Raw genomic sequence first — 25,836 nt, forward strand, 5'->3', positions numbered from 1 at the left:
CAATTGAAGGAGGACAAAAATCATGGAAGTAGAAATTGTCGAACGAAATGCTTTTACAGCGGTCGGAAAAAAACGAACTTTTTCGGTTGAAAATGATGCGCAAAAAGAAAAAATCAGCCAATTTTGGCAAGAAGCAAACGCAAATGGCGATGCTGAACGAATCAACGAATTAGCTGAATTCGCAACAATTGACGGTATTTTAGGCGTTTGCCAAATGAACGGAGACAAAATGGACTATTATATCGCGATTGAATCCGAACTCACTCCGCCAGAAGACATGGAAAAACTAACCATCCCAGCAAGCAAATGGGCCATCTTCAAATCAGTCGGCCCACTACCAAGCTCCATTCAAAAAGTGTGGGAATACATTTACGGCGAATGGTTCCACACAAGTAATTACAACCACGGAAACGCTCCAGAACTAGAAGTCTACACAGAAGGCGACACAACTGCCGCTGATTATTATTCCGAAGTTTGGATTCCGGTGGTTGAAAAAGAATAATCATTAACAAGAACAAATTTGCGGATACTCAAATTTGTTCTTTGTGCTATTTTTACATCATGATAAACAGAGGTGATTTAATGACCACAATTCCACTCTCAATCCCAATGACCATCTTATTTGTAGTTGTTTTTGAACTAGTATACTTAGGCTTTAAAAAATTCAATATTTCAAAATCTACTTTGGGTACCTACATGTTTGTAGCGTACTTGGCTATTTTAACAGAAGTAGTTTTATTGCCGTTTAATCTAACAGCTGCCGGAGAAACCTATCCATTAGAGGCTTACTTACAAATAATTCCCTTCCAAACCATACTATTTTATCTTAAAAACATCCCAAATCTACACCTAATGATCCAGTTTTTAGGTAATGTAGTCCTACTTGTTCCATTTGCTATTTATATTAATCGGTTTAAAAATATTTCTGTTTTAAAAAATATAGTTTTAGCTTTGGGAATTTCTTTAATTATCGAAATTAGTCAAGGAATCTTAAATTTAATCACACAATATCCGAATAATATTACTGATATAGATGATGTTATTTTAAACGTTTCAGGGTATGTACTCGCTTGGCTCATTTTTTCATCATTTAAATCGGATAATAACCGCCCTAAACCTGTTTCCTAAAATTGACATTGAGAATCATTATCAATATAATGGAAGGAACTAGCCTATTATACATACAATACAATTATCCAAGGGGGATTTAAGAATGATTATTGTAACTAATACGATTAAGGTAGAAAAAGGCGCAGCAGAGCACGTTATCCGTCAGTTCACAGGCGCAAATGGCGACGGACATCCAACAAAAGATATCGCAGAAGTAGAAGGTTTCCTAGGCTTTGAACTATGGCACAGCAAACCAGAAGACAAAGACTATGAAGAAGTAGTCGTAACAAGCAAATGGGAAAGCGAAGAAGCCCAACGCAATTGGGTGAAAAGCGATTCCTTCAAAAAAGCACATGGCAGAACTAAAGACACTAGAGAACAAAGAGAAGACCGCAAAGGCATCGTAGGAAATGCAATCGCTCGTTTTGAAGTGGTTCATGTGCAAAACCCTGTGATTGTTGAAAAATAAGAAGTGAGTGAACAAGCCGTTTCGAGGTAGATGGCTTGTTTTTTTGTTTTCAGATGAGAAAATAAATACAGTGTTTTTCTTTCCAAAAGCCCCTTTACTAGCAACCCACAATCCAATCATGCTATAATTCTCTAAATGATAACGTTTATCATTTAAGGGGGAATTAAACATGATTGAAAAAACAATTATGGAACGTCGTAGCATTAAAAAAGCGAACGATGCGCCAATTTCAAGAGAAACTGTGAACACTATTTTAGAGCAAGCTGCCTTTGCGCCTTTTCATAGCAAAGTAGAGCCGTGGAATGTATACGTATTGCACACACTTGGTGAAAAAGAACGTTACATCGAGAAAATCATCGAATTTAATGAGCGCGAACAAGGGGTTAGTTTTTCTGAAGCAGAGGTTGCGGATTTAAAAGCAGGCTATGCGAAGAAAATTATTACGCCGCCTTACTTACTCATTGTGACGACGAATATTATTGGTCACGGGAAAAAGGATTTCGAATCAATCGGGGCAACTAGTGCATTTATCCAAAATATCCAATTGCTTGGCTGGGAAGCGGGAATTGGGATGATTTGGCGTTCAAATAGATTTATTTTTGATGCGAAGTTTGCGGATGATTTAGGTATCCCTGCTGAGCAAAAAATTGTCGGAACTTTGCACTTAACTAGCTTAGCCGAAGTTCCTGAAGCAAAACCGCGCCGTCCTTTGAATGAATGGGTGAAGGATTTAGCGGATTTGTAAGATTGATGTTTCGTGTGATTAGCGTTACAATGGTACAAGTGTAAGAAATAAGGAGGCGAGCAAGATGGCAGTTCCAGCTAGACGTACGTCCAAAGCGAAGAAAAACAAGCGCCGTACGCATAAAGGCTTAACAGCACCAGGTTTGAGTCGCGATAGTGAAACAGGCGAATACCGTATGTCACACCGCATCTCACCAGACGGCACTTATAAAGGTCGCACAATTATCGAAAAATAAGAGGATTTGTTCCAGCGATTGGAACAAATTCTTTTTTTTGTGATACTATAATGGAAAGAGCTAAATACACAAAAAGGAGTCTGATTTTGACATGACAGAAGAATTTGTGAACAAAGAAGATGCGCTGAAAAATTATAATGCAAAAGAATTTCGTACACCAGATGGCTATACGAGTGATATGATTTTAACTACAGTAAAAGAGTTGAACGGGAAACCAACATTACATATTTTATTAATTAAACGAAGCCTTACAAACGCGGAAGGAAAACCAAATATGGAAGGCGGAAAATGGGCAGTTCCCGGCGGTTTTGTCGATGAAAATGAGTCAGCTGAACAAGCTGCTGAACGTGAACTAGAAGAAGAAACAAGTTTGACTGATATTCCGTTGATTCCGTTTGGTGTCTTTGATAAGCCTGGTCGTGATCCGCGTGGTTGGATTATTTCACGGGCATTTTACGCAATTGTGCCACCGGAAGCTTTGGAAAAACGAGCGGCTGGCGATGATGCAGCCGAAATCGGGCTTTTTCCAATGACAGAAGCGCTCGAATTGCCACTTGCTTTTGACCATTTAGACATGCTGAAAAAAGCGTTTAGTGCAATTACAGAAGAATTTTTACTGACAACGGCGATTCGCGATTTCTTGCCGGAAACTTTCTCAGCAGAGCTACTTTACCAAACGTTGGAAGGCTGTACGAAGCCAGGGATTTTACCGGATGAAGTAGAATTTATGGAGAATATCGAGTATTTACCCTATTTAGAAAAAGTGGGCGATCTGTACAGATTTAACGCAGATGCTGAAGCGGGAAGTATTTATTTTTAAATAGAAAAGGAGCCACCGATTTGGTTGGCTCCTTTTTTTTATAGGAAATGTTTTTCGCCGTAGCGTAATGCGAAATCTTTAAAAGCTTTGGATGCGGGTGAAATGTAGTGATTTTTCAAGCTTGCTAAGTAAATGAAACGCTCATGTTTTGGCTCATTGATAGAGAGTACTTTGACGTTATAATGCGCGAGAGAGGAGATTTTTGGCATGATAGAAATACCGTAATCAACACTCACAAGGCCAACCATTGCGGTATCTTCCTCTACATAACAGCCGATTTTAGGTTGAATATTTATTTCAGCAAAAAGAGAATCAATTAGAGGTCTGAGGCCACTTGTGTCAGAAAAGAAGATATACGAATAATCTGCGGTATCTTTTAAATCGATTGAATCATATTTGGCAAGTGGATGGTTTTCAGCAACCACAATCACCAGTTCTTGTTTCGTTAATGGCAAAAATTCAATATCGGGTTCATTTTCGACGTAGGAGCAGATTGCTAGGTCGAATTTTTCATTTTTTAGATCAGGGATAATTGATTTTGTCGCCCCTTGGTAAAAGGAAAACGTGATGTCTTTATGATTTTCAGCTTTGGTGAAATTTTGGACGAGTTCTGGAACTGTGTGTGCGCCCATTGTATAGATAAAGCCTAAATCAATATTTCCGTGCGATGGGCTCGTTAATTCGTGTAAAAGTTTTTCGCCCTTTTCTAGTTCGGCGAGGGATTTTTCCACATAAGTTAAATAAAAGCGACCGTATTTAGTTAAACGAATATTGCGGCCTTGTTTTTCAAATAAGTAGACACCAAGTTCGCGCTCAAGTTCTGCGATAGAGTGGCTTAAGCTAGGCTGGGTAATGGATAATTCGGCAGCTGCAATAGTGTAATGCTCTTTTTCAGCCAGTTTTTTAAAATAGTATAATTGACGCAAATTCATGAAACTACCTCCTTGAAATGCCTTGATAACTCTATTGTAAGCGATTATATAGAAAAAATCTATGAATAAATCGAAAAATATACATTAGATTAATAATTATTCCTGACTTATAATGAAAGAGAAATAAGATTGTGCATTATTGAACGTGAATAATGTAACAAATCATTTGCTGAGATTATAGTCGCAGGAGGCTTATTATGACAGATTATCCGAGTATTTTTGAACCATTAACTGTAAAAAGAATGACCATTAAAAACCGTGTGATAATGCCACCAATGGGGACAAACCTAGCTGGATTAAATGGCGAATTTTTAGAAGAACATATGAATTACTACGAACAACGCGCAAAAGGTGGAACAGGTCTAATCACTATTGAAAACGCTTGTGTAGATTTTCCTTATGGTACAAACGGAACAACGCAACTTAGAATCGATAATGACCAATACATTCCTGGGTTTTACAAATTAACAGAACGTCTTCATAAACACGGAACTTGTGTATCCATCCAAATTAACCATGCTGGGGCATCAGCTTATCCAGCTCGTTTAAACGGACTTCAACCAGTTTCCGCATCTGATATTCCATCTAAAAAAGGCGGAACTGTACCGCGCCCGCTTACAGTAGAAGAAATTTATGAAATCGTAAATAAATATGGTGATGCTGCAAGACGCGCCCAACAAGCCGGCTTCGATGCAGTCGAAATCCACGGCGGACACTCGTACTTACTATGCCAATTCTTATCGCCACTTTATAACAAACGTACAGATGAATTTGGTGGCTCGCCAGAAAATCGCGCCCGTATTGTCAAACTGATTTTAGAAAAAGTACGCGCAGAAGTTGGTCCGTTTTTCCCTATCGTGCTGCGTTTTAGTGCAGATGAATTTACAGAAGGCGGCAACCATTTAGAAGATATTTTGGAACTGCTAGATTATTGCCAAGAAGAAGCGGATATTTTGAATGTATCAGCGGCAATTAATGACAACCTATACTTGCAAATTGACCAAATGAACTTGGAAGATGGCTGGAGAAGCTACCTTGCAAAAGCGGTGAAAGATAAATTTAACAAACCAACGATTACTTCTGGTAACATTCGTAGTCCAAAAGCGGCAGAGAAAATTTTGTCAGAAGGATACGCGGACTTGCTTGCAATGGGACGTGGCTTAATCGCTGAGCCTAACTGGGTGAACAAAGTGGCAACTGGTCAAGAAGACATGCTTCGAAAATGTATTTCTTGTAATATCGGTTGCGCGGATCACCGGATTTCGAAGTCGAAGCCAATCCGTTGTACGGTAAATCCAGATATTATTTATGAAGATAAATACAAAGAAACAAAAGTGACTCGTCCTACCAATGTTGTCGTAATTGGCGGCGGAACAGCGGGACTTGAAGCAGCTTGTACGGCGGCCGAAGTTGGCTGTAACACAACGCTAATTGAAGCGAATGAACAAACTGGTGGCTTGGCGCGAGCTATTGCCAACCTTCCAGATAAAAGTAGAATTGCCGATTTCCCTAATTATTTAGCGAACCGAGCAGAAAAATTAACCAATTTAAAAGTTATTACAGGCACTAAAGCTGATACTGCGCTTATTGATACATTTAATCCTGATGTGGTTGTAAATGCCACAGGATCCAAACCATTACTTCCACCAATTAAAGGTTTGCTTGATGTGATTGACAAAGAAGGCAGTAAGGTTCATTCGATTTTTGGACTTATTTCAAATATCGATGACTTTACCGAATTTAGTAACAAAAAAGTTGCAGTTATCGGCGGTGGTGCAGTTGGACTTGATGTGGTCGAGTACTTCTCAGAACGCGGCTCGAATGTTACAATTGTAGAAATGATGCCACTTCTTGGAAAAGACTTAGATATGATTACACGACTTTCGATGATGGATATTATCGAGAAAAATCATGTCGTTGTGCAAACAGAAACGGCATTAACAGAAGTAGCAGCCGATCATTTCAAAGTGAAGCATGACGGAGTAGACGCCGAGATTCCATTTGATTACGGCTTTGTCTGCCTAGGAATGCGACCAGAACGCCCGCTCATGGAAGAACTTGCGGCTTATGGCAAAGAAAAACAAATTGAAATCGTCAATATTGGCGATAGCGCAGCAACAAGAAAAATCTTGGAAGGCGTTCGCGAAGGAAGAAATATTTTAACTACATTAGAAAAAATAGGCTCTTTGTAAGCCGAACTGGCAAGGCGGATTCCGTTTTGCCAGATTCGCTCTTTATATAAGTTCATATTTTCACAAATAAACTTTAACTTGGAAAGGAACGATGTTATTATGACAAACAAAATCACTGAAAGAATCACAGGACACACAGAATTAATCGGGTTAATCGCCACTCCAATCAGACACAGTTTATCACCAACAATGCACAATGAAGCTTTTGCAAAACTAGGGCTTGATTATGTATACCTTGCTTTTGAAGTTGGAGACAAAGAACTGAAAGATGTTGTACAAGGGTTCCGAGCAATGAACTTACGCGGCTGGAATGTTTCTATGCCAAATAAAACAAATATCCATAAATACTTAGATAAACTTTCTCCAGCGGCTGAACTTGTAGGAGCAGTAAACACAGTTGTTAATGATGACGGCGTGTTAACTGGACACATCACGGACGGCACTGGCTATATGCGTGCGTTAAAAGAAGCCGGTCATGATATTATCGGTAAAAAAATGACAATTTGTGGTGCTGGTGGTGCCGCAACAGCTATCTGCATCCAAGCAGCTCTTGATGGCGTGAAAGAAATCTCGATTTTCAACAGAAAAGATGATTTTTATGCCAATGCTGAAAAAACAGTAGAAAAAATCAATACAAAAACAAATTGTAAAGCACAATTATTTGATATGGAAGACCACGAACAATTACGTAAAGAAATCGCAGAAAGTGTGATTTTCACGAATGCGACTGGCGTTGGGATGAAACCTTTCGAAGGCGAAACACTTCTACCAAGTGCAGATATGCTTCGTCCAGAATTAATCGTTTCGGATGTTGTTTACAAACCAACTAAAACTAGATTGCTTGAAATCGCTGAAGAACAAGGCTGTCAAACACTTAATGGTCTAGGCATGATGCTTTGGCAAGGTGCGAAAGCTTTCGAAATTTGGACACACAAAGAAATGCCAGTTGATTACATTAAAGAAATCCTATTTTAAAAACTTGCAAAAGAACAAGGTTATCGCTAATCTTAAGACATAATATCGAATGAGGAGAATTATACATGAATAAAGTAGTCGTAAAGAATGTTACGTTTGGTGAAGGTGCGCCAAAAATTTGTGTACCAATGGTCGGTAAAACGGTTGCTGCTCTTAAAGAAGAAGCAGAAATGTTAAAAACAATCGATTTGGACGTTGTCGAATGGCGCGTTGACTTTTTTGAGGACGTAAAAGATTTAGTTAAAGTGGAAGCTGCGCTAGATGAGATTCGCGCAATTTTGCCAGAAACACCGATTTTATTCACTTTCCGCAGTGCAAAAGAAGGCGGCGAGTTAGCTGTTAGTGATGAATTTTATTTTGAATTAAATGAAACACTAGCTGGCACTGGCAAAATTGATTTAGTTGACGTGGAACTTTTCAATGAAGAAGCGGATGTTTTACGCTTAATCGAAACAGCCCACAAAAACAATGTAAAAGTAGTGATGTCGAATCATGATTTTGATAAAACACCTGCGAAGGAAGAAATCGTTTCTCGTTTAACTCGCATGGAAGCACTTGGCGCGGACCTTCCGAAAATCGCCGTAATGCCAAAATCTGCTGGAGACGTACTAACTTTATTAGATGCAACGAATAACGTATCTGAAAAAGCTAATCAACCAATCATTACGATGTCGATGGCGGGAACTGGTGTCATCAGCCGTCTTGCTGGAGAAGTATTTGGCTCCGCAATGACATTTGGAGCTGCGAAAAAAGCATCCGCTCCTGGTCAAATTGATGTTAATGAGTTACGTCATGTCCTTGATTTACTGCATAAACAATTTTAATTGAAGTTCGAAAAACCTTAAATTTAGATTAATCGTCTAAGTTTAAGGTTTTTTTGTTATAATAAGGCATCAGGAATTTTAAAGGAGACGGAACTAAATGAAGAAGTTACTTTTTTTAGGTGATAGTGTGACAGATGCAGGGCGCGATTTTGAAAATGACCGCGAATTAGGACATGGTTATGTGAAAATGATTGCAGAACAGCTTGAGAAAGAAGATGTAACGGTTATAAATCGTGGCGTTAGTGCGAACCGGGTGGCGGATTTGCATCGTCGTATTGAGGCGGATGCGATTTCACTTCAACCAGATGTAGTTACGATTATGATTGGGATAAATGATACGTGGTTTAGTTTTAGCAGATGGGAAGATACTTCTGTGACGGCGTTTAAAGAAGTATATCGCGTGATTTTGAGCCGATTGAAAGAAGAAACAAATGCGGAACTGATTTTGATGGAGCCGTTTGTATTACCATATCCGGAAGACCGGAAAGAGTGGCGCGGCGATTTAGATCCGAAAATTGGAGCTGTGCGCGAACTTGCGGCAGAATTTGGCGCGACGCTTATTCCGCTTGATGGGCTAATGAATGCGCTCGCTATCAAACATGGGCCGACTTATTTAGCTGAGGACGGTGTACATCCCACCGAAGCAGGACATGAAGCTATTGCCTCCATTTGGCTAGAGTTTACAAAATAACGCTTTACAGAAAAATTTATCCATGCTATAGTTGGGTCTATGCGATGAGCCTACAAGCAGTGACTTAAGTATCACTGCCCCATTTTCCGCGTTATAGCTTTGTGGAAGGCTGCGGAAGATGACGCTATGAAATGCCCCTTAAAGTAATTTAAGGGGCATTTTTCTATAAAAAAGGAGTGTTTGTTTTGCAGAAAGAAAAAGCACCAATAGGACTTTATTTTTTATTAATTGCAGTGATGGCGAGTTGGGGTTTTAACGTAACGATGACGAAAGTATTAGTTAGCTATTTTCCGACAGTTACGATGACATCTTTCCGGATTTTCACAGCAGCGATTACCGTTATTATTATTTTATTTATCACCAAAAAATTACGTCTGCCTACAAAGCGGGAATTTGGCTTAATTTTCCTCGCTAGTATTTTTAATATTGTTATTCATCATTTTTTCTTGTCGAACGGGTTGAAGCTAACGACTGGGACGAATGCAGGACTTATTCTTGGTTCTGCGCCGATTGTGGTAGCGATTTTTTCTGTGGTTTTTCTCCATGAACGAATTGGGGCATGGCGTGCGCTCGGCTTTTTAGCAGGGATTTTTGGCGTGAGTTTGGTTGTTCTTTCTAATGGGACGGGGATAAGCGGGATTTCACTGGGAGATATCGACATCTTTATCGCGATGGCTTCTCAGGCATTTAGTTTTATTATTATTAAAAAGCTCGCTGGATCAATGGACACGGGGCTGATGACGGGATATATGTTATTTCTTGGTTCGGTTATGTTGTTTGTTTTAAGTCGCTTCATGGAGCCGGGGGGCGTGTCAGAATTAGTGGCCGTTCATTCGTGGAAGCTATGGCTCTTGTTTGTCGTTTCAGCTGTGGTCGCAACGGCCTTTGGTAATTTCGTTTATAATTATGCGGTTGGGAAAATTGGTCCGTCGCGCTCGGCTATTTTTATGAATTTCAATCCATTATTTTCGCTTATTGGCGCATTGCTTTTCCTTGGCGAAGCTATTAAAATCCCACAACTAGTCGGGTTTGTTTTTATCATTATTGGCGTCCTGCTTGGTTCGGGCGCATTAATGGATCTTATTTATGAACGCAAAAAAACAAAAGTACGCGATCCTGAAAAACTGCTCGAAAAAGAAGTTTGACTTTTATTGACCTTTATATTATAATTTGGTTAGTTACTTATTAAAAGTAACTCGATAATGATAGGAGGGATAGCATGAAATTATTATTAAAAAATATTAATGAACTTGCTGCAAAACAAAAAAGTGAAGGATTAACTGCTTTTGAAAAAGAAAGACAAGCTGCCCTTCGTCAAGAATATTTGAAGAAAATTAGAGGAACTGTTCAAGATAATTTGCATCACGTAACAATCATTGATCCACTTGGAGACGATGTAACTCCTAAAAAACTAAAAGAAATCCAAGCCGAATTAAGAGGCTGATATAAATCAAAAGGTTGAAAGAGCTCATTGCTTTTTCAGCCTTTTTTTGTTGACAGAGCTAATTTACCATCTTGCGGAGTCAAGTAGAGAAAAATGGTGACGAACAGTTTAACATTTTCGGAAATACTGGTGCTACAATCAAAATGAGAAAGGAGAGGATAACATGGAAATTGCAATCGCAGCTGACCATGGTGGGTTTCAGTTAAAGGAAAAAGTTCGCGCACATTTAATTGAAAGCGGCTACAAGGTGAAAGATTTTGGTTGTTATTCATTAGAGAGCGTGGATTTTCCAGAGTACGCCGCTAAAGTAGGGCACTTCGTTGCAACCGAAAATAGTTTAGGTGTACTTTGTTGCGGAACAGGAATTGGGATGTCCATCGCAGCCAACAAAATAAAAGGCGTGCGTGCTGCTGTCGTTTCAGACACATTTTCAGCAATGATGACGAGGCGACATAATAACAGTAATGTTCTTTGTCTTGGTGAACGTGTTCTTGGCGATAGTCTGGCGTTACTCTTACTTGATACCTGGCTTGCGGCGGAATTTGAAGGTGGAAGACATATGACAAGGCTCGCAAAATTGGCAGAGCTTGAGGAACAGGAGGAAGTAGAATGAAAATGATTGCGGCTTCCATTATGTGCGCAGACTCGCTTCATCTCGCTGACGAACTTCGCGCCCTCGAACAAGCAAACGTAAAGATGCTCCATTGTGATGTGATGGATGGTGTGTTTGTAAAAAATGCAGCGATGGGCGCCTATGTCCTTCAAGATATAAAAAATAATACAGATATGTTGCTTGATATTCATTTAGCTACAGTGAATCCTGATAAATTTGTGGATTTGTATGCGGCGATAAAGCCAGCTTATATGTCCTTCCACGTAGAAGCTTCACCTGATGTCGATGCGACTATAAACCACATTCGGGAGCTAGGAATCAAACCGTCCATCGCCATCAGCCCGGATACAGAAATTGAACAGATTTATCCATTTTTAGAGAAAGTCGATATGGTTTTAATGATGACCGTTAACCCAGGATTCGCCGGGCAAAAATTCCAGCATCATGTACTAGAAAAAATCAAAAAACTTCAAAAAGAGCTTGAAAGCCACACCAATAAACCATTAATTGAAGTAGATGGCAACATTTTTGAAGAAACAGTCCGGTTGCTTGAACCAATTGGCGCAGATGTCTATGTCGTTGGAACAGCCGCATTATTTAACGACAAGGCAGGTAGTTATACAGAAAAACTAGCGCCACTTAGAGAAATTATCCAAGAAAGGTGAGGGAAAATGCATTTAGATTCAGCTAATTTAGAAGACGTGAAAAAAATTCAAACCAGCTCCATTTTTAAAGGAATTACAACGAACCCAACCATTTTATTAAAAGAAAAATGTAATCGAGAAACAGCGATTAAGCGTATTTTAGAACTAACAGATAAACAAGTTTTTGTACAGACAGTTGGTTTTACCTATGAGGAAATTTTGGCAGATGCGCGCATGTTACTAGCTACATTTGGGAAAGACAAAATAGCTATTAAGATTCCGGCACATGAGGCTGGTACTAATGTGATTGATACGCTCAAAAAAGAGGATAAAGCCATTCAAATCTTAGGAACTGCTATTTATTCGGCTGATCAAGCAATCGCGGCTGCCTTGGCTGGTGCAGATTTTGTTGCCCCATATGTGAATAGGATGAGCGCAGCGAACATCGATCCTTTTAAAGAAATTGCTGGGATGCGTCGTTTTTTTGATACAAAGGCACTTAAAACACAAATTATGGCAGCGAGCTTTAAACATAGCGGGCAAGTAATGCAAGCCTACGAAAGTGGTGCAGATACGGTAACTATTCCTTATGAAATTTATTTGCAAATGACCAATAAAGTTTTAGCAGTAGAAGCAATTCGTGTCTTTAATAAAGATGCTACATTGTACGAAAATTAACAATCTCCTTCTCATGTTGTGGAAGTGTGTGGAGAAAACTTGTGATGAAAGCGCATTCTTAAGCGCCAAACCCTATGCTATAATTAGGCTATCAAAGGGGGGAGACGCATGTATCTGGATAACAGAAGTAAAACACTATTTCAAGAAGTCATAAAAAATCCGAACATTACAAATAAACAACTCGAAGTAAAGTATAAATTATCGCGTTACCAAATCAGCTATAGTTTTCAGAAAGTAAACGAATGGCTCAAGTGGAAAAATTATCCAGAAGTAAAGCGTTCCAAAAACGGCAGATTTATATTAGAACCAGAGCTTACAGCGCTATTTTCTGAGAAAGAAACTCGAGATCCGAGCGTAGAATACTTACCTTCTGAAAATGAACGTGCCAATTTAATTTTGCTGATGCTTTTAACAGCAAAAGAAGAACTATCCCTCGCCCATTTTACAACGAAGATTCAAGTAAGCAAAAACACCATTCTTCGTGATTTAAAAGTAGCGCAAAAATTACTTCCTAAAGAAACTACGGTCACTTATAGTAGAGCATCGGGTTATCAGTTGGCAGGCAGTGAGTGGGAACTGCGCAAGGTTCTGACACAAGTTGTTAGTAGCGTTAAAGAGATGTTTCGAGGAGAGCACTATTTCCTATCGTATTCAGGGATTGAAAAAGTCCAACTAATGGAAATTCGCCGCACACTCGAAGAAGCAGAAGCGATGATGCAAATAAAATTCACCTATGAACAAATCGAATTACTACCCTATTTGCTATCCGTGATGTTCTTAAGAATCAGAGACCGGCGCTTAATCGACACTGCTTTTCATATTGACGAGAAATCACTTTCAGACACGAGAGAATACCACATTACCGATATTTTGCTCGAAAAAACTGGCCCAGTTCCAGAACAAGAGCGACTTTTCATCACATTACAACTTCTTACAACAAACATTTTTTCCGGCGAAATCTTAACTGAAAAATTAACAGAAGACTTGGAAAAAGTTGTCCTCACATGCTTAGATCTATTCGAGAAAAAAGCACTTGTTTCACTTAAAAACAAACATATCTTAATTGAAAAATTACTCTTACATCTAAAACCAGCCTATTACCGGATTAAATACCAAATGAACTTAGAAGATACACTTTATGAAAAATTCAATCAAGAATTCGAGGCGCTTAACTTTATTGTTAAAGAAGCTTTTGACCCACTTGCGAAATTTATTGGTCGCGAAATTCCGGCAGGTGAAATATTCTTCATTTCGTTATTCATTGGCAGCGATATGATTCCGCAAAATGATATTTATCATAAACAAAAACGCGCGATTGTTCTTTGCCCGAGCGGGGTTACTTTTTCAAAAATTATGGAAAATATTTTAGTAAAACTATTCCCGGAAATTCATTTTTATCCAACTATATCTGTTCGTGAATACGCCTTTTTCAAAGCAGAAGTTGATATTGTTTTTTCTTCTATTCCATTAAAAGATGGCGAAAATGTTTTTGTTGTTCAACCGTTTATGAACGATATTGAAAAAACACAACTAAGGCAACAAGTGCTACAAAATCTTTTCGGGATGGGAAATCAGCTCACAAACATTGATAAAATCATGGAAGTCGTAGAACGTAACGCCGATATAAATGATCCGAATGCAATACGAGATGGAATCATTGATATTTTGTCAGCGAATACAGCTACAAATGAAAATAAACGTGTGAAAAAAGTCTATTTACATGATTTAATCACCGAAGATAACATCATGATTTGTGAGGATGTTAAAAACTATCAAGAATCGATTCGTCTAGCGAGTCAGCCGCTGTTACTGCAACAAGCAATTACAGCGAACTATGTAAAGACCATGATTGATAACCATAAATTCCACGATCCGTACATTATTATCGGTGAAGATATTGCCATTCCACACGCAATGCCTAATGCAGGGGTAAATCGACTCGCTATGTCTCTTTTAGTCGTGAAAAATGGTGTATATTTTTCAGAAACAGAACAAGTTCATTTCGTAATAGTCATCGCGCCCGTGGATAAAGAGCAACACATTGAAGCTCTTTACCAAATCGTTCATTTAGCAGAGAATCACCAAATTTTAGATGATTTGCTCGAAAATGTAACGAAAGAAAAAATCATGCAAACAATCAACCAATTAGTAATTAGAGAGGATGAATAAATTTTGGATAAACAAGCTATTTTAGATAATATTCACCAAACATGGCAAGAAGAAGCAAATGCAATTTCTCGTTTGCCGGAAGTAACGAGTGAAGAGGCTCTCGTTAAAACGGTTGAAACAATCGCCGAGTGCACAGGAAAAATTGTCGTAGCTGGTTGTGGAACATCCGGCGTCGCTGCGAAAAAATTAGTACACTCTTTCAACTGTATCGAACGTCCAGCAGTCTTTTTAACCCCATCAGATGCTGTGCATGGAACTCTTGGTGTACTTCAAAAAGAAGATATATTGATTCTCATTTCAAAAGGTGGGAATACAGGCGAATTACTTAATTTAATTCCTGCTTGTAAAACAAAAGGGAGTACATTGATTGGTGTAACAGAAAACCCAGAATCTGTTATCGCCAACGAAGCAGATATCTTTTTCCCAGTAAGTGTAAAGAAAGAACCAGATCCTTTTAATATGTTAGCAACGGCAAGTACAATGGCTGTTATTGCAAGCTTTGATGCAATAATTGTTTGCTTAATGACCTATATGAATTACACAAAAGAGCAGTTTTCCGTCATCCATCCTGGTGGTGCCGTTGGAAACAAATTATTAAATAAATAAACAAGCAGCCAGTCGGAGGGATGCAATTTGGATGTATTAGAATATTTTAAAGAAGAAATGGTTCGCTTTTCAAACGAACAAAATAAAGAAAAATTACTTACGGAAATGGCTGAACAGTTGTGTGAAGTAGGCGCTGTAAAGCCAAGTTTCAAAGACGCAGTAATTAAACGGGAAAAAGTTTTTCCAACGGGATTACTAACCGCTCATGCTGGAGTTGCCATTCCACATACAGATAGCGAACACGTCATTCGTCCAGTAATTGCTGTGCGGATACTTAAGGAACCAGTTTCTTTTATCGAAATGGCCTCTGATAACGAAGCAATTGATGTGAGAATTGTCTTTATGATGGCGCTGAGGAGTGCTGACGAACAACTAGATATGCTACAAACACTTATTCAACTTATTCAAGACGAGGAGGTGATGACGACCTTACTTAAAGCGCAAGAAACGGGAGATGTTCTCTCAGTAATAGAACATTTTTCTAAGAATAATTAAGGGAGGTCGGGAATAAATGGGGAGTTTTTTTGCAAGTTTTGTAGACTGGCTAATAGGAAGTCCAGGTAGATTTGTCGTTAACTTAATTGAAGATAATATGTTAATTTTCATGTTCGTAGTAATGATTTACGCCACCACCATTTTATACGCCAAGTGGACACTCGCATACTACTTACCGAAAAAAATGAATCAGTTAGCAGAAATGAAAACGTGGGAGCTGGACGAATTATATGCAGCGTGGCAAACAGAGAAAAAAGCTCTACCGTGGTACATTCTCGTGCCAAGTCGAAATGAATTTTGGGTAAAATCAGCCCGAAATGCACCAGAATCAACTAAATTACTCCATTTTAGTCAGCAAAAATTAAAACTAAGTGACAAAGAAAAGTTACAAAAAATCATAGAAATTCAATCTTGAGGTGATAATAGTGGCAAAAATAGTTCCGTCTGTTTTTGGAGCAGACATCGGCAGAATTAATGAACAGTTACAAGTCTTAGAGAAAAATGGCATCGATTTATTACATGTAGATATGATGGATGGCTCGTTCGTTCCGAATATTGCTTTTGGTCCTGATCAAATCAAAATGATGAAAAAAGGCACAAAACTTCAATTTGATGTGCATATGATGGTGTATGAACCAGATCGTTATATTCCAAGATTAGTGGAAGCTGGTGCCCATATGATTACAGTCCACCAAGAAGCGACAACCCATTTACATCGTACAATTCAACTAATTAAAAGTTACGGAGTTCGCGCTGGAGTTGTGTTAAATCCAGGTACACCACCAAGCACTCTAGAATACGTGTTAGATGATATTGACTGTATTTTGCTTATGACTGTAAATCCAGGCTTAGGTGGTCAAAAATTCTTCCAATCAAGTTTAGAAAAAATCAGAAAAACCAAAGCGTATATTGGAAATCGTCCTATTCAAATTGAAGTAGATGGCGGAGTAAATGACGAACTTGCGAAAGAATGTACACTTGCAGGCGCAGATTTAATCGTTGTAGGATCTTATTTATTTGAAGGCGATATCGAAGCGAATTTGGAAAAGTTATCGAAGGGAGTTTTAACAGAATGAAAGCTTTAAAATTATATGGGAAAAGAGATTTGCGTTATGAAGAAGCAGATATGCCAACAATCGAACAACCTGATGATGTTATTTTGAAAGTAAAAACGGTTGGAATTTGCGGATCAGATATTTCGAGATACAGTAAACTTGGTCCGTATGTACCGGGAATGGTGTGGGGACACGAATTTTCAGGAGAAGTGATTGAGGTTGGTAGTGCGGTAACTGATATTGAAATTGGTGATAGGGCTGCCGGATGCCCAGCACTCTATTGCGGAGAGTGTGAATACTGTAAAAAAGGCGAATTCGCCCGCTGTCGGAAGCTAACAGTAATCGGAGCAAGACATCCCGGAGCCTATGCTGAGTATATCAAACTTCCAGCAGAAAATGTAGTAAAAATACCAGACGAATTAGATTATGAAGCGGCTGCACTTGTCGAGCCTTCTGCAGTGGTCGTTCATGGATTTTATCATACGAAATTACAAGCAGGCGATGATGTCGTCGTTGTCGGAAGCGGCAATATCGGTTTGCTAGCAATTCAATGGGCAAAAGTTTTTGGCGCAAGAAGAGTTATTGCGATTGATGTAGACGATAAAAAGTTAGCTCTTGCGAAAGAAGTGGGAGCAGACGTAGTTATTAATTCATTAAAAGAAGATCCATTAGAAGTAGTCGCAGCACATACAGATGGTCTAAATGCTGATTTAGTTGTAGAAGCCGCGGGATCACCTATTACATCCGCTCAAGTTTTTGCCTATGCGAAAAAAGGTGGAGGCGTCGTGTTCCTAGGAATTCCATATGCCGATGTAACAATCGAACGTTTCTATTTTGAAAAAATTGTGCGGAGTGAGCTTACTGTTTTGGGTTCATGGAACGCAATTTCCGCACCATTTCCAGGAAAAGAGTGGCAAACAACCATTCACTTCCTAGCTAACAAACAAATCAACATTGAGCCAATGATTACACATCGTCTTTCACTTGCAGAAGGACCAGAAGTTTTTGAGCGAATCTATGAAAGAAATGAATTTTTCGGGAAAGTACTATTTTTCCCAGAAAGATAGGGGGATTTTAAGATGAAAAAGAAGAGAATTTATGTATGTTGTGGGACAGGAATTGCGACTTCCACAGTTATTTCCAAAAAAGTGCGTGCGGTATTAGATGAAAAGCGCATTCCATATGAAATTAGTCAGTGCACGGTTCAAGAAGTAGCTTCAAAAGTAAGCACATCCAAGCCAGACATTATTGTTAGTTCAACAACAGTTACAGGTGATGTTGGTGATGTACCAGTTGTCATTGGAAGATCATTTTTAACTGGCCTTAAAAAACAAGAAACAATCGATGAAATACTCGCGATACTTCAAGATTAAAGGGAGGGCACAAAATGGATATTATTCTAGATTTCTTTAAATATATTATCGGGCTTGGTGTAACAGTTATGATGCCAATTATCATTACCATTCTAGGTGTGATTTTCCGCAAGAAAATTAGTGTAGCTTTTAAAGCGGGATTAACGGTTGGTGTTGGTTTTGTTGGGCTAGGCGTTATCACTTCACTTATGTTAACGACCATTACACCAGTTACAAAAGCACTGGTAGAGAACTATAATTTTAAATTAACCGCGACGGATATTGGTTGGGGAGTTGGCTCGTCACTGGCATGGGGGACTGAAGTAGTGCCATTTGTTTTTGTAGCAATTATTGCAACTAATATTTTAATGATTGCCTTTAAATGGACGAAAACAATGGATGTTGATATTTGGAACTACTGGCAGCCGCTTTTTATCGCGAGTGCACTTTACTTAACGACTGGTAGTATGATTATTGCGATTCTTAGTTCGATTATTAATATGGCAATTATTTTCAAAATCGCTGACTGGACGCAAAAAGATGTAGAGGATGTATTAGGTTTGGATGGAATTTCCTTACCACAAATTCAAACTTCTGGGTGGGCCCTTGTTGGTTATCCGATGAACTGGCTACTTGGAAAAATTCCTGGCGTTAGGAAAATCAATTGGTCCACAGAGAAAGTTCAAACCCGGTTAGGTATTTTCGGCGAACCGATGCTGATGGGCTTAATTATCGGTGGTGGACTTGCAGCAATTGCGCAAATGCCACTAAGCCAAGTATTGCAAACTGGAGTAACAATTGCAGCTAGTTTAGTACTTATTCCGCGGATGGTTTCGCTTTTAATGGACGGACTTACAGTTATTTCAGAAGCTGCCCATGAATTCATGGAAAAACGTTTTCCAGGTCGCGAACTATTCATCGGACTAGATTCAGCGGTGGGGATTGGTCATCCATTCGTACTTTCACTTGGACTGTTAATGATTCCAATTACTTTAATCTTAGCGTTCATTTTACCAGGCAATAAAGTTTTACCTTTAGCTGATTTAACGGCATTACCATTCTATATGATTTTTGCCATTGTTCCTTCAAAAGGTAATTTGTTTAGAGGGATTTTCACAGGTATTGTTATCGTCATTATTACCCTCTACCTATCAGGCGCAGCGGCACCACTGATGACGGAACTTGCTGGTCAAATCGGCTATAATATACCAAAAGATGCTGTAGAAGTAACTTCACTAGCTGTAGGGACTCAGTGGTATACTTGGATTGTATATTACGGACTTCATTGGTTCGGCGGCATTCTTTAATTGCAATATAGTGAAACAAGCATTAGTTCACGCTAATGCTTGTTTTATTTCCGGGAAGAATTTTTAGCTAGTAGACAACCCTCAGACAGTTCTATATAATAATAAGGAGAAGAAATTAGTACGGCGGAAGGAGATAGCAATGACAGGCAAAATGAAACTTTTTTCTGTGACGAGTGAGAGACCACTTGCGACAAAAATTGCAGATTATCTAGATATACCTTTATGTGAGGTGGAGCTCCAGAAGTTCAGTGATGGAGAAGTGAAAATTAATATTGAGGAAAGTATCCGCGGAACGAATGCGTATGTTGTTCAATCAATGAATGCAAACGTAAATGAACGTTTAATGGAACTTTTAATCATGGTAGATGCCTTAAAACGCGCTTCCGTGCACTCAATTAATATAATTATGCCTTATTATGGCTATGCTCGTCAGGACAGAAAAGCACGCTCAAGAGAACCTATTACTGCCAAATTAATGGCAAACCTAATCCAACGTGCGGGAGCAAATCGTTTAATTACAGTTGATTTGCATGCAGCTCAAATTCAAGGCTTTTTCAATATTCCAATCGATCATCTTTCAGCAGTTCCACTTATCGGTGATTATTTGATTGAAAAATACGGTGAAGAGGACGTCGTTGTAGTCGCACCAGATCATAGTGGTGTTGTTCGTGCACGTAGAATTGCTGATCGATTAAATGCGCCAATCGCCATTTTAAATCGTAAACCAAGACCGCACGAAGATGAGATTATGAGCGTTATCGGCGACGTGAAAGGCAAAGTCGCAATCGTTGTCGATGATATTATCGATACCGGTGTACGTGCCACAACTTCAGCTGACATTTTACTTGAAAAAGGGGCAGTAGAAGTAATCGCGTGCGCAACCCATTCAGTCATGGCTGGAGACGCGACTGAACGCTTGCAAAACTCAAGAATCAAAGAAGTTATTACATCGGACTCCATCGACCTTCCAGAAGAAAAACAATTCGAAAAACTAACCACGATTTCCATTGGACGAATCTTAGGCCGCGCAATCGAAGGCGTCCAAGAAAACCGTTCATTGCATCCGTTATTTTAAATATTAAACTCAAAAACAGTAACTTAGCATAGTGCTGTTTTTTTGTTTTTAGTAAACTGTCGACCAGCAGTAGCGTAAAAATTCCGAAGACCGACAGGAAGTTGTGAATGCTTGGAGGAAGCAGAGTTTGGAGATATTTGCTTTGAAAAAGTATGCTGGTAAAAGTAGATTTTATCTGATTTGGAACAGGTCGACAGAAACAGCCTTTTGAGGTAAGATGGGAGTAAGAAGAAAATCGCACGGGTTTTAGTTACTTATTGTGAAATGTAAATTTTATATTTGTTAGTTGAACTAGTTATTTAAACCAGTTTTAGTTACTCACTATGAAATAAAAGCCCAATATATAATCGTTGCTCACATTTAAAAATTACAGTTTTAAATTAACTCCCTAAAAAATGCCTTTAACAACCATTGACATTTACCAACTCTCTCAAAAACTCAAACATAATCTGGAGGACATCAACATGAAAAAAGTTCTAATGCCACTTATGCTTCTCGCAGTTTTATTCTATGGGTGTACATCACAAAACGAAGGAGTAACGAAAGAAACTGCCATTTCGAAGACGTTTATTATACGGGCGGACTACGCTATTCCAGCAAATTTGGATGAACTAGTAGCGAACAGTGATTCGATTGTTAAAGTGAAATTTCTACAGAATAAAGACATCGGTAAAAATGGAAATACGATTAGTGAAGTAGAGATTTTGAAAAACTATAAAGGTAATTTTAAAAAAGGCGAAAAAGTAGATATTTCGGAACCGTGGTATTTAAGTAATGATAAATATGTCGCGGTTGAAAACTATATTGCACTTGAAAAAAATGAAGAATATACCTTGTTTCTAAACGAGGGTGACGATAAAGTAAGTTCTATAGTTAGCATGGGTTATGGTAAATTCAGTGAAAAGCTCCAAGAAAAACAAGGCGTTCTGGCAGATTTTGACAAACTTGGCGAAGTTCAAAAATACGATTTTATTTCCGAAAGTAAGGATGAAGTAAAGAATTACCAAGCAATCAAACAACAAGTTTTCGAAAAATATCAAGATTCAAAGTAAAAAAGGCAAATGGTTTAGCCTAGTTGCGGAAAACTTAAAATTCCGTCATAATAGAAAAAAATGACGGGAGCTGATAAATTGATTATTGATGTATTGCAACATGTGCCGCACGAAGGACCTGGACTTATAGCGAATTGGGCGAGAGAAAATCAGCATCAGTTAAAGATACATACGTTATTTGAAGAAAATGAACATGTTCCAAAAGACTCGGATTTTTTAATTGTGCTTGGGGGACCGATGGGAATAAATGATACAGCTGAATTTCCGTGGTTAAAAGACGAACGTAAGCTAATAAAGCGATTAAGTGAACAGCATAAACCCGTTTTTGGTGTCTGTCTCGGAGCACAACAAATCGCAGCAACATTCGGAAGCGAAATCACTGTAAATAAAGTAAAAGAAGTAGGCTGGTTTCCTGTCAAAAGAACTTCCGATAAATTATCATTTTTTCCAGAATCATTAAATGTGTTTCACTGGCACCAAGATACGTTTGCGTTACCAGCTGGCGCCACGCGTTTATTTGCTAGTGAGGGTTGTTTGAACCAAGCTTTTTTGTACGGTGAAAATATTATCGGTTTACAGTTTCATTTTGAAATGGAAAAAGCGGGGATTGAGACGATTTTGCAAATTGATGAGGCGTTTATCACACCTGGAAAATATGTTCAAAGCGTGGAAGTGATGCGAGAGAAGGATGTTCCAGAAGATAATAAACAAATGCTTGAGGCTATTTTAGATTATTTAATAAATCCAAAAACCATCTGACGAGAAAGTCAGATGGTTTTTTCTTTAATATCCAGTTTCAACAGAAGCATTGACAATATACATTAAGTCGTTCTTGTCTTCTTTATCTTCCAAGAAAATGCCGCTTGTTGTCATCATGCCGCCAGCCATTTTTTCGATTGTTACCGTACCATAAGGGATAATTGAGCGAATAGTATCTTCGTCTAATTTATCGGCATCGCATGGTAAAGCTAGTTTGATATTCACTACCATGTTTTGTAAATCGCCCTCTGGAAGGAGTCCCTGAATCCCGGGCATCGAATTAGTGAAAATCGCATTTCTTACAGCGCGTTCAGCCGCTTTAGTTATATTTTGGCCGTGTACATCTACACCAAAGCCAGTTTGAATGAATAAAATTTGTTCCATCATTGTCACTCCTTAAAGTCTTTTATTAAAGTTGCACCAGGTCGATTTTTTGCGTAGCCTTCCATCACTTCGGTAAAATGTAAGCCATCAGTATCAGAGGAATTAGCGAATATTTCTGCCATCTGTTTTCGCTGTGCAGCGCCGAGTTCATTTTCTAATTCTTTACCAGCTGTGGTCAAAAAAATACAGCGTTGGCGTTTGTCGCGAGTGCCTTGTTCAATTGTAAGAAGTTCGCGATCTTTTAACTCTGCAAGTGGCTGGTGTAAGGCTTGTTTCGATATTTCTAAAAAGGTTAAAAGTTCGTTAATCGTAAGTCCAGGCATCCGTGCAGTAAAGAACAAAATGCGATGATGTAATCTTTTTAGTGAATGTTTGGCAATAATTAAATCAGCGGTCTCTGTAAATGCTTTATAGCCGAAGTAAAATAAAGCGATTTGTTGATTCATGTTTTGCTCATTGTTCATAAATATACCCCTTTTTCTGTCAATATCAACAGTATAGCATAAATAGGGCGAAGGAATGATGGTAAGCGCACTACTTTTTTACAATAAAAAAAGCTTGTTTTTTAAGCTGAATTTGATAAGTTTTTAAATAAATTGGAAACAGAAAGTGTAATATTAGTATTTGTGAACGCATATTTGTGTACAAAATGTTACGTTAATAGAATTTTCAATCTTTTTATTTTTGGGAAATAAAACGCTTTCTTTATTGATTTAAAGCGATTTGTCAATATTATAAACTGAATAATATGAATATTAAAGCAAATCAAACGTGAAATATTTTACGAAAACGTATTGAGAGTTAATTTTTATGACGTTATACTTTGGGAAGAAATCAACCATTAAGGAGATTATAAATGAAAAAAGTTCTAAAATTGTTTCTCGTAACTATTTGTATGTTTATAATGATCTATCCTACAACGGCAGTTCATGCAGATGAAACATCAGATGTCGTTAATATTCCTGATACAAACTTAAGAGCATATCTGAATGGACTACTCAAACAAACGACGAATGCTCCAATCACTAAAAGCCAACTAGCAACAATCAAAACCGTTACTCTTTCTGGAAGTAATTATACTGATCTTACCGGTATAGAAGAAGCGGAAAATCTTACAACACTGACACTTAACAATACAAACATTCAAACCCTAGAGCCAATTAAAAACCAAACATCTTTGACTTACATAACGGTTAGTGGTGACAATGTGAAAGATAGCTTTTTTGTAGATTTAAACGGGTTAGTTAATTTACAGAGCTTAAGTATTAGTGGCAGTGAAGTAACACATAATGTTTTTAATAATTTTAATAAATTACCGAAACTAACCTATCTGTACGCACAAAATTCAATGAAAATCACGGATATTTCTGCATTAGCCTCTTTGCCAGCATTAACAACGCTTTTTGTGCAATTTGATGGAATTGATGATTTTCGTCCTTTAAATAATTTTGAGAGTTTTAAAAATGGTAACTTAAAAGCTTTAGCAGCATTTGGACAAAATACCGGGCGGACAAATCCGCGCATCACGCTTAAATCAGGTAAACTTGATTTTAACGAAGCAAACCAAACGTTATATTTACCATTTTCGATGATGCCAAAGCCATTAACTAGCTTTGATGGGACAGTTGCTCCTTTTTCTAAGTCAACCTCTGCAAGTAACACGTATTTAGGTTTTAACGATGTGGCACTTCCAAGTTCACGTCTTACAATTACAGATGATGGCATTACAGTAAGTGGCGTAACGAAAGAAGAATTTGATAACCTTGACGAAATTGAATATAATGCACGTTATGACTTTCCAACTGGCAGCTATCCGACACCACCAAGCATGACTTCATATACAATCTCCAGCGGAACATACGATCAGTATTTTGATATTAGCCACACTTTAGATTTAACAGCTGATGAAAGTTTTGACTATAATCAATACGATGCAACAACCGAAGAGCAATTTTTAAAAGATGTTCATGCTAAAACGGACGATGGCACTCTTGTCCAAAGTGACTTTAACCAAGTCGTAAAACTAGATGTACCGGGCGAATACACGGTCACATTAAACGCAGAAAATGCTGCCGGGCTAAAAGCAACTCCTGTGACAGTAAAAGTAACTGTACATGAAAAACCTGTTATCACAGCAGATCCTACTATTTCTTATAACAAAGCAACAACTAAATCAGTCGACGAATTTTTAACCGAGATTCATTCAGCTGTAACAGGAAACGCGACACTTACAAGCGATTTTAATAAAGTAGTAGATTTAACCACACCAGGAAAATACACCGTAACATTAAATGCTGAAAATGAGCGCGGCCAAAAAGCAGATCCTGTAACAGTTATTGTGACAGTCACTGATGCGGACGGCGAAACAGTTGATCCAACACCACCTACACCTGAAGAAAAGACCCCAACACCCGAAGAAAAACCCTCAACGCAAAATGAAAAATCACCTTCAGAACCTACAAAAAATCCAGACATACAAAGTGAAAACACAGAAGAACAAGTTACTGTGCAAGAAAAAGCAAATAATACTACATTAACAACTAATGAAAATGTAAGAGCAAAAACAAACCAGCCAAAAACTAAAGCACTTCCAAAAACCGGAGATGCTGGATTCGGCACTCTTCCGTTAGTTTTAGCAGGAGCAATGCTTAGTTTGACGGCTCTCGTTCTTTTCAGAAAACGCAAATCTTAAACATCTGAAAAGAAGCCTAAAATTATTTTTATAGGGTATTGAATACTATAAGAAAAGTTGTAGGAGGTTATAATTATGGAAAAATATCATCGTATTCTTGTAGCTGTAGATGGCTCGGAACCAGCGAAGTTAGCCTTTGAAAAAGGATTAGAATTAGCTCTGAAATTAGATGGTGTTCTTGGTATTGCAAGTATTGTTGATTTACGAGCTTTTTCTCCAAATGTTTCTTATGATGGAAGTTTAGAAGAAAAAGCGGAATTAGAACTAAAAACGAGCGTAAATGAATATGCCGACATTGCAAGGAGAGCTGGAGTGGCGAAAGTAGAAACTTTTGTAGCGAAAGGAAATCCGAAAATCTTACTATCGACTGATATTCCCGCAGAATTTCAAGCAGATTTAATTATTTGTGGAGCTACCGGAATGAACCGGGTTGAAAAACTTGTGCTTGGTAGCGTATCTTCTTATATTATGGCCCATGCGATTTGTGACACTTTAATAGCAAGATAAGAAAAGAGTAG

The 25,836-nt window shown here is 38.3% G+C and carries 31 protein-coding genes; 28 read left to right on the forward strand and 3 right to left on the reverse strand.

Going from position 1 to position 25,836, the window contains the following annotated elements; translation table 11 throughout:
• Window positions 1-22: 22 nt before the first annotated feature.
• The 6 genes from PQQ29_RS02780 to PQQ29_RS02805 all read left to right on the forward strand — a co-directional run bounded on the left by PQQ29_RS02780 (window position 23) and on the right by PQQ29_RS02805 (window position 3,379).
• On the forward strand, window positions 23-502 hold the full coding sequence (locus PQQ29_RS02780; protein ID WP_003770546.1) for a GyrI-like domain-containing protein: 480 nt from the start codon (window positions 23-25) through the stop codon (window positions 500-502).
• 80 nt (window positions 503-582) lie between these two features.
• Window positions 583-1,128, forward strand: coding sequence for a VanZ family protein (locus PQQ29_RS02785; protein WP_010990443.1), 546 nt, complete (start codon window positions 583-585; stop codon window positions 1,126-1,128).
• An 85-nt stretch (window positions 1,129-1,213) separates the two neighbouring features.
• Window positions 1,214-1,579 (forward strand): heme oxygenase IsdG, encoded by a 366-nt coding sequence (gene isdG, locus PQQ29_RS02790; RefSeq protein ID WP_003721271.1) that lies wholly within the window; start codon window positions 1,214-1,216, stop codon window positions 1,577-1,579.
• A gap of 169 nt (window positions 1,580-1,748) precedes the next feature.
• Window positions 1,749-2,324 (forward strand): nitroreductase family protein, encoded by a 576-nt coding sequence (locus tag PQQ29_RS02795; protein ID WP_187983998.1) that lies wholly within the window; start codon window positions 1,749-1,751, stop codon window positions 2,322-2,324.
• Between the two features lie 64 nt (window positions 2,325-2,388).
• Window positions 2,389-2,559, forward strand: coding sequence for a 50S ribosomal protein L32 (rpmF, locus tag PQQ29_RS02800; protein WP_003718584.1), 171 nt, complete (start codon window positions 2,389-2,391; stop codon window positions 2,557-2,559).
• Between the two features lie 91 nt (window positions 2,560-2,650).
• Window positions 2,651-3,379: an NUDIX domain-containing protein gene (locus PQQ29_RS02805; protein ID WP_010990444.1), complete on the forward strand. Its 729-nt coding sequence runs from the start codon at window positions 2,651-2,653 to the stop codon at window positions 3,377-3,379.
• 38 nt (window positions 3,380-3,417) lie between these two features.
• On the opposite strand, the gene PQQ29_RS02810 is transcribed toward PQQ29_RS02805, so the two are convergent.
• Window positions 3,418-4,311, reverse strand: coding sequence for a LysR family transcriptional regulator (locus PQQ29_RS02810; RefSeq protein WP_003765490.1), 894 nt, complete (start codon window positions 4,309-4,311; stop codon window positions 3,418-3,420).
• A gap of 197 nt (window positions 4,312-4,508) precedes the next feature.
• Here PQQ29_RS02810 and PQQ29_RS02815 point away from each other — a divergent pair, with 197 nt between their 5' ends.
• The 20 genes from PQQ29_RS02815 (at window position 4,509) to PQQ29_RS02910 (ending at window position 22,242) form a co-directional block, all read left to right on the forward strand.
• Window positions 4,509-6,503, forward strand: a complete 1,995-nt coding sequence (locus PQQ29_RS02815; protein ID WP_187983999.1) for an NAD(P)/FAD-dependent oxidoreductase — start codon at window positions 4,509-4,511, stop codon at window positions 6,501-6,503.
• A 99-nt stretch (window positions 6,504-6,602) separates the two neighbouring features.
• A complete protein-coding gene (locus PQQ29_RS02820; protein ID WP_003770572.1) occupies window positions 6,603-7,478 on the forward strand; it encodes a shikimate dehydrogenase in 876 nt (291 codons plus the stop codon).
• Between the two features lie 65 nt (window positions 7,479-7,543).
• A complete protein-coding gene (aroD, locus tag PQQ29_RS02825) occupies window positions 7,544-8,302 on the forward strand; it encodes a type I 3-dehydroquinate dehydratase (RefSeq protein ID WP_185562808.1) in 759 nt (252 codons plus the stop codon).
• A 97-nt stretch (window positions 8,303-8,399) separates the two neighbouring features.
• Entirely contained in the window at window positions 8,400-8,993 is a 594-nt protein-coding gene (locus PQQ29_RS02830; protein WP_003770575.1) for an SGNH/GDSL hydrolase family protein, read from the forward strand.
• A 185-nt stretch (window positions 8,994-9,178) separates the two neighbouring features.
• Window positions 9,179-10,138, forward strand: a complete 960-nt coding sequence (locus tag PQQ29_RS02835; RefSeq protein ID WP_187984000.1) for a DMT family transporter — start codon at window positions 9,179-9,181, stop codon at window positions 10,136-10,138.
• 74 nt (window positions 10,139-10,212) lie between these two features.
• Entirely contained in the window at window positions 10,213-10,437 is a 225-nt protein-coding gene (locus PQQ29_RS02840; RefSeq protein WP_003721282.1) for a DUF896 domain-containing protein, read from the forward strand.
• Window positions 10,438-10,600: 163 nt separating this feature from the next.
• Window positions 10,601-11,050, forward strand: a complete 450-nt coding sequence (gene rpiB, locus PQQ29_RS02845; RefSeq protein WP_010990449.1) for a ribose 5-phosphate isomerase B — start codon at window positions 10,601-10,603, stop codon at window positions 11,048-11,050.
• Entirely contained in the window at window positions 11,047-11,715 is a 669-nt protein-coding gene (locus PQQ29_RS02850; RefSeq protein ID WP_003770584.1) for a ribulose-phosphate 3-epimerase, read from the forward strand. The genes rpiB and PQQ29_RS02850 overlap by 4 nt, the downstream gene beginning before the upstream one ends.
• 6 nt (window positions 11,716-11,721) lie before the next feature.
• Window positions 11,722-12,372 carry a transaldolase family protein gene (locus tag PQQ29_RS02855; RefSeq protein WP_010990450.1) on the forward strand — a complete coding sequence of 217 codons (651 nt, stop codon included), beginning with the start codon at window positions 11,722-11,724 and terminating at the stop codon, window positions 12,370-12,372.
• A gap of 108 nt (window positions 12,373-12,480) precedes the next feature.
• Window positions 12,481-14,541: a BglG family transcription antiterminator gene (locus PQQ29_RS02860; RefSeq protein ID WP_149050704.1), complete on the forward strand. Its 2,061-nt coding sequence runs from the start codon at window positions 12,481-12,483 to the stop codon at window positions 14,539-14,541.
• 3 nt (window positions 14,542-14,544) lie between these two features.
• The gene (locus tag PQQ29_RS02865) at window positions 14,545-15,147 is read left to right on the forward strand and encodes a KpsF/GutQ family sugar-phosphate isomerase (protein ID WP_003760572.1); all 603 of its coding nucleotides are present in this window, start codon (window positions 14,545-14,547) and stop codon (window positions 15,145-15,147) included.
• Between the two features lie 27 nt (window positions 15,148-15,174).
• Entirely contained in the window at window positions 15,175-15,642 is a 468-nt protein-coding gene (locus tag PQQ29_RS02870) for a PTS sugar transporter subunit IIA (protein ID WP_187984001.1), read from the forward strand.
• Between the two features lie 16 nt (window positions 15,643-15,658).
• Window positions 15,659-16,057: a hypothetical protein gene (locus tag PQQ29_RS02875; protein ID WP_003725715.1), complete on the forward strand. Its 399-nt coding sequence runs from the start codon at window positions 15,659-15,661 to the stop codon at window positions 16,055-16,057.
• A 10-nt stretch (window positions 16,058-16,067) separates the two neighbouring features.
• Complete coding sequence (rpe, locus tag PQQ29_RS02880) at window positions 16,068-16,718, forward strand: ribulose-phosphate 3-epimerase (protein ID WP_185330596.1); 651 nt, start codon at window positions 16,068-16,070, stop codon at window positions 16,716-16,718.
• A complete protein-coding gene (locus PQQ29_RS02885; protein ID WP_187984002.1) occupies window positions 16,715-17,764 on the forward strand; it encodes a galactitol-1-phosphate 5-dehydrogenase in 1,050 nt (349 codons plus the stop codon). The genes rpe and PQQ29_RS02885 overlap by 4 nt, the downstream gene beginning before the upstream one ends.
• A 12-nt stretch (window positions 17,765-17,776) precedes the next feature.
• Window positions 17,777-18,070: a PTS sugar transporter subunit IIB gene (locus PQQ29_RS02890; RefSeq protein ID WP_003721293.1), complete on the forward strand. Its 294-nt coding sequence runs from the start codon at window positions 17,777-17,779 to the stop codon at window positions 18,068-18,070.
• Window positions 18,071-18,084: 14 nt separating this feature from the next.
• A complete protein-coding gene (locus PQQ29_RS02895; RefSeq protein WP_003765524.1) occupies window positions 18,085-19,356 on the forward strand; it encodes a PTS galactitol transporter subunit IIC in 1,272 nt (423 codons plus the stop codon).
• A gap of 139 nt (window positions 19,357-19,495) precedes the next feature.
• Window positions 19,496-20,431 carry a ribose-phosphate diphosphokinase gene (locus PQQ29_RS02900; RefSeq protein ID WP_003765526.1) on the forward strand — a complete coding sequence of 312 codons (936 nt, stop codon included), beginning with the start codon at window positions 19,496-19,498 and terminating at the stop codon, window positions 20,429-20,431.
• Window positions 20,432-20,895: 464 nt separating this feature from the next.
• A complete protein-coding gene (locus PQQ29_RS02905) occupies window positions 20,896-21,483 on the forward strand; it encodes a hypothetical protein (RefSeq protein WP_010990454.1) in 588 nt (195 codons plus the stop codon).
• Window positions 21,484-21,561: 78 nt separating this feature from the next.
• Window positions 21,562-22,242 carry a type 1 glutamine amidotransferase gene (locus PQQ29_RS02910; RefSeq protein WP_010990455.1) on the forward strand — a complete coding sequence of 227 codons (681 nt, stop codon included), beginning with the start codon at window positions 21,562-21,564 and terminating at the stop codon, window positions 22,240-22,242.
• A 24-nt stretch (window positions 22,243-22,266) separates the two neighbouring features.
• Here the strand turns inward: PQQ29_RS02910 and PQQ29_RS02915 are convergent, their stop codons facing one another.
• Both PQQ29_RS02915 and PQQ29_RS02920 read right to left on the reverse strand, forming a co-directional pair.
• Window positions 22,267-22,626 (reverse strand): Lin0512 family protein, encoded by a 360-nt coding sequence (locus tag PQQ29_RS02915; protein WP_033533369.1) that lies wholly within the window; start codon window positions 22,624-22,626, stop codon window positions 22,267-22,269.
• Window positions 22,627-22,631: 5 nt separating this feature from the next.
• Complete coding sequence (locus tag PQQ29_RS02920; RefSeq protein ID WP_003760595.1) at window positions 22,632-23,090, reverse strand: MarR family transcriptional regulator; 459 nt, start codon at window positions 23,088-23,090, stop codon at window positions 22,632-22,634.
• Window positions 23,091-23,482: 392 nt separating this feature from the next.
• Between PQQ29_RS02920 and PQQ29_RS02925 the strand changes: the two genes are divergently transcribed.
• Together PQQ29_RS02925 and PQQ29_RS02930 are read left to right on the forward strand one after the other, a co-directional pair.
• Complete coding sequence (locus tag PQQ29_RS02925; protein ID WP_187984003.1) at window positions 23,483-25,318, forward strand: LapB repeat-containing protein; 1,836 nt, start codon at window positions 23,483-23,485, stop codon at window positions 25,316-25,318.
• 75 nt (window positions 25,319-25,393) lie between these two features.
• Complete coding sequence (locus PQQ29_RS02930; protein WP_003760597.1) at window positions 25,394-25,825, forward strand: universal stress protein; 432 nt, start codon at window positions 25,394-25,396, stop codon at window positions 25,823-25,825.
• The last annotated feature ends 11 nt before the right edge of the window (window positions 25,826-25,836 follow it).

The sequence above is a fragment of the Listeria innocua genome, from assembly GCF_028596125.1.
GTDB lineage: Bacteria > Bacillota > Bacilli > Lactobacillales > Listeriaceae > Listeria > Listeria innocua.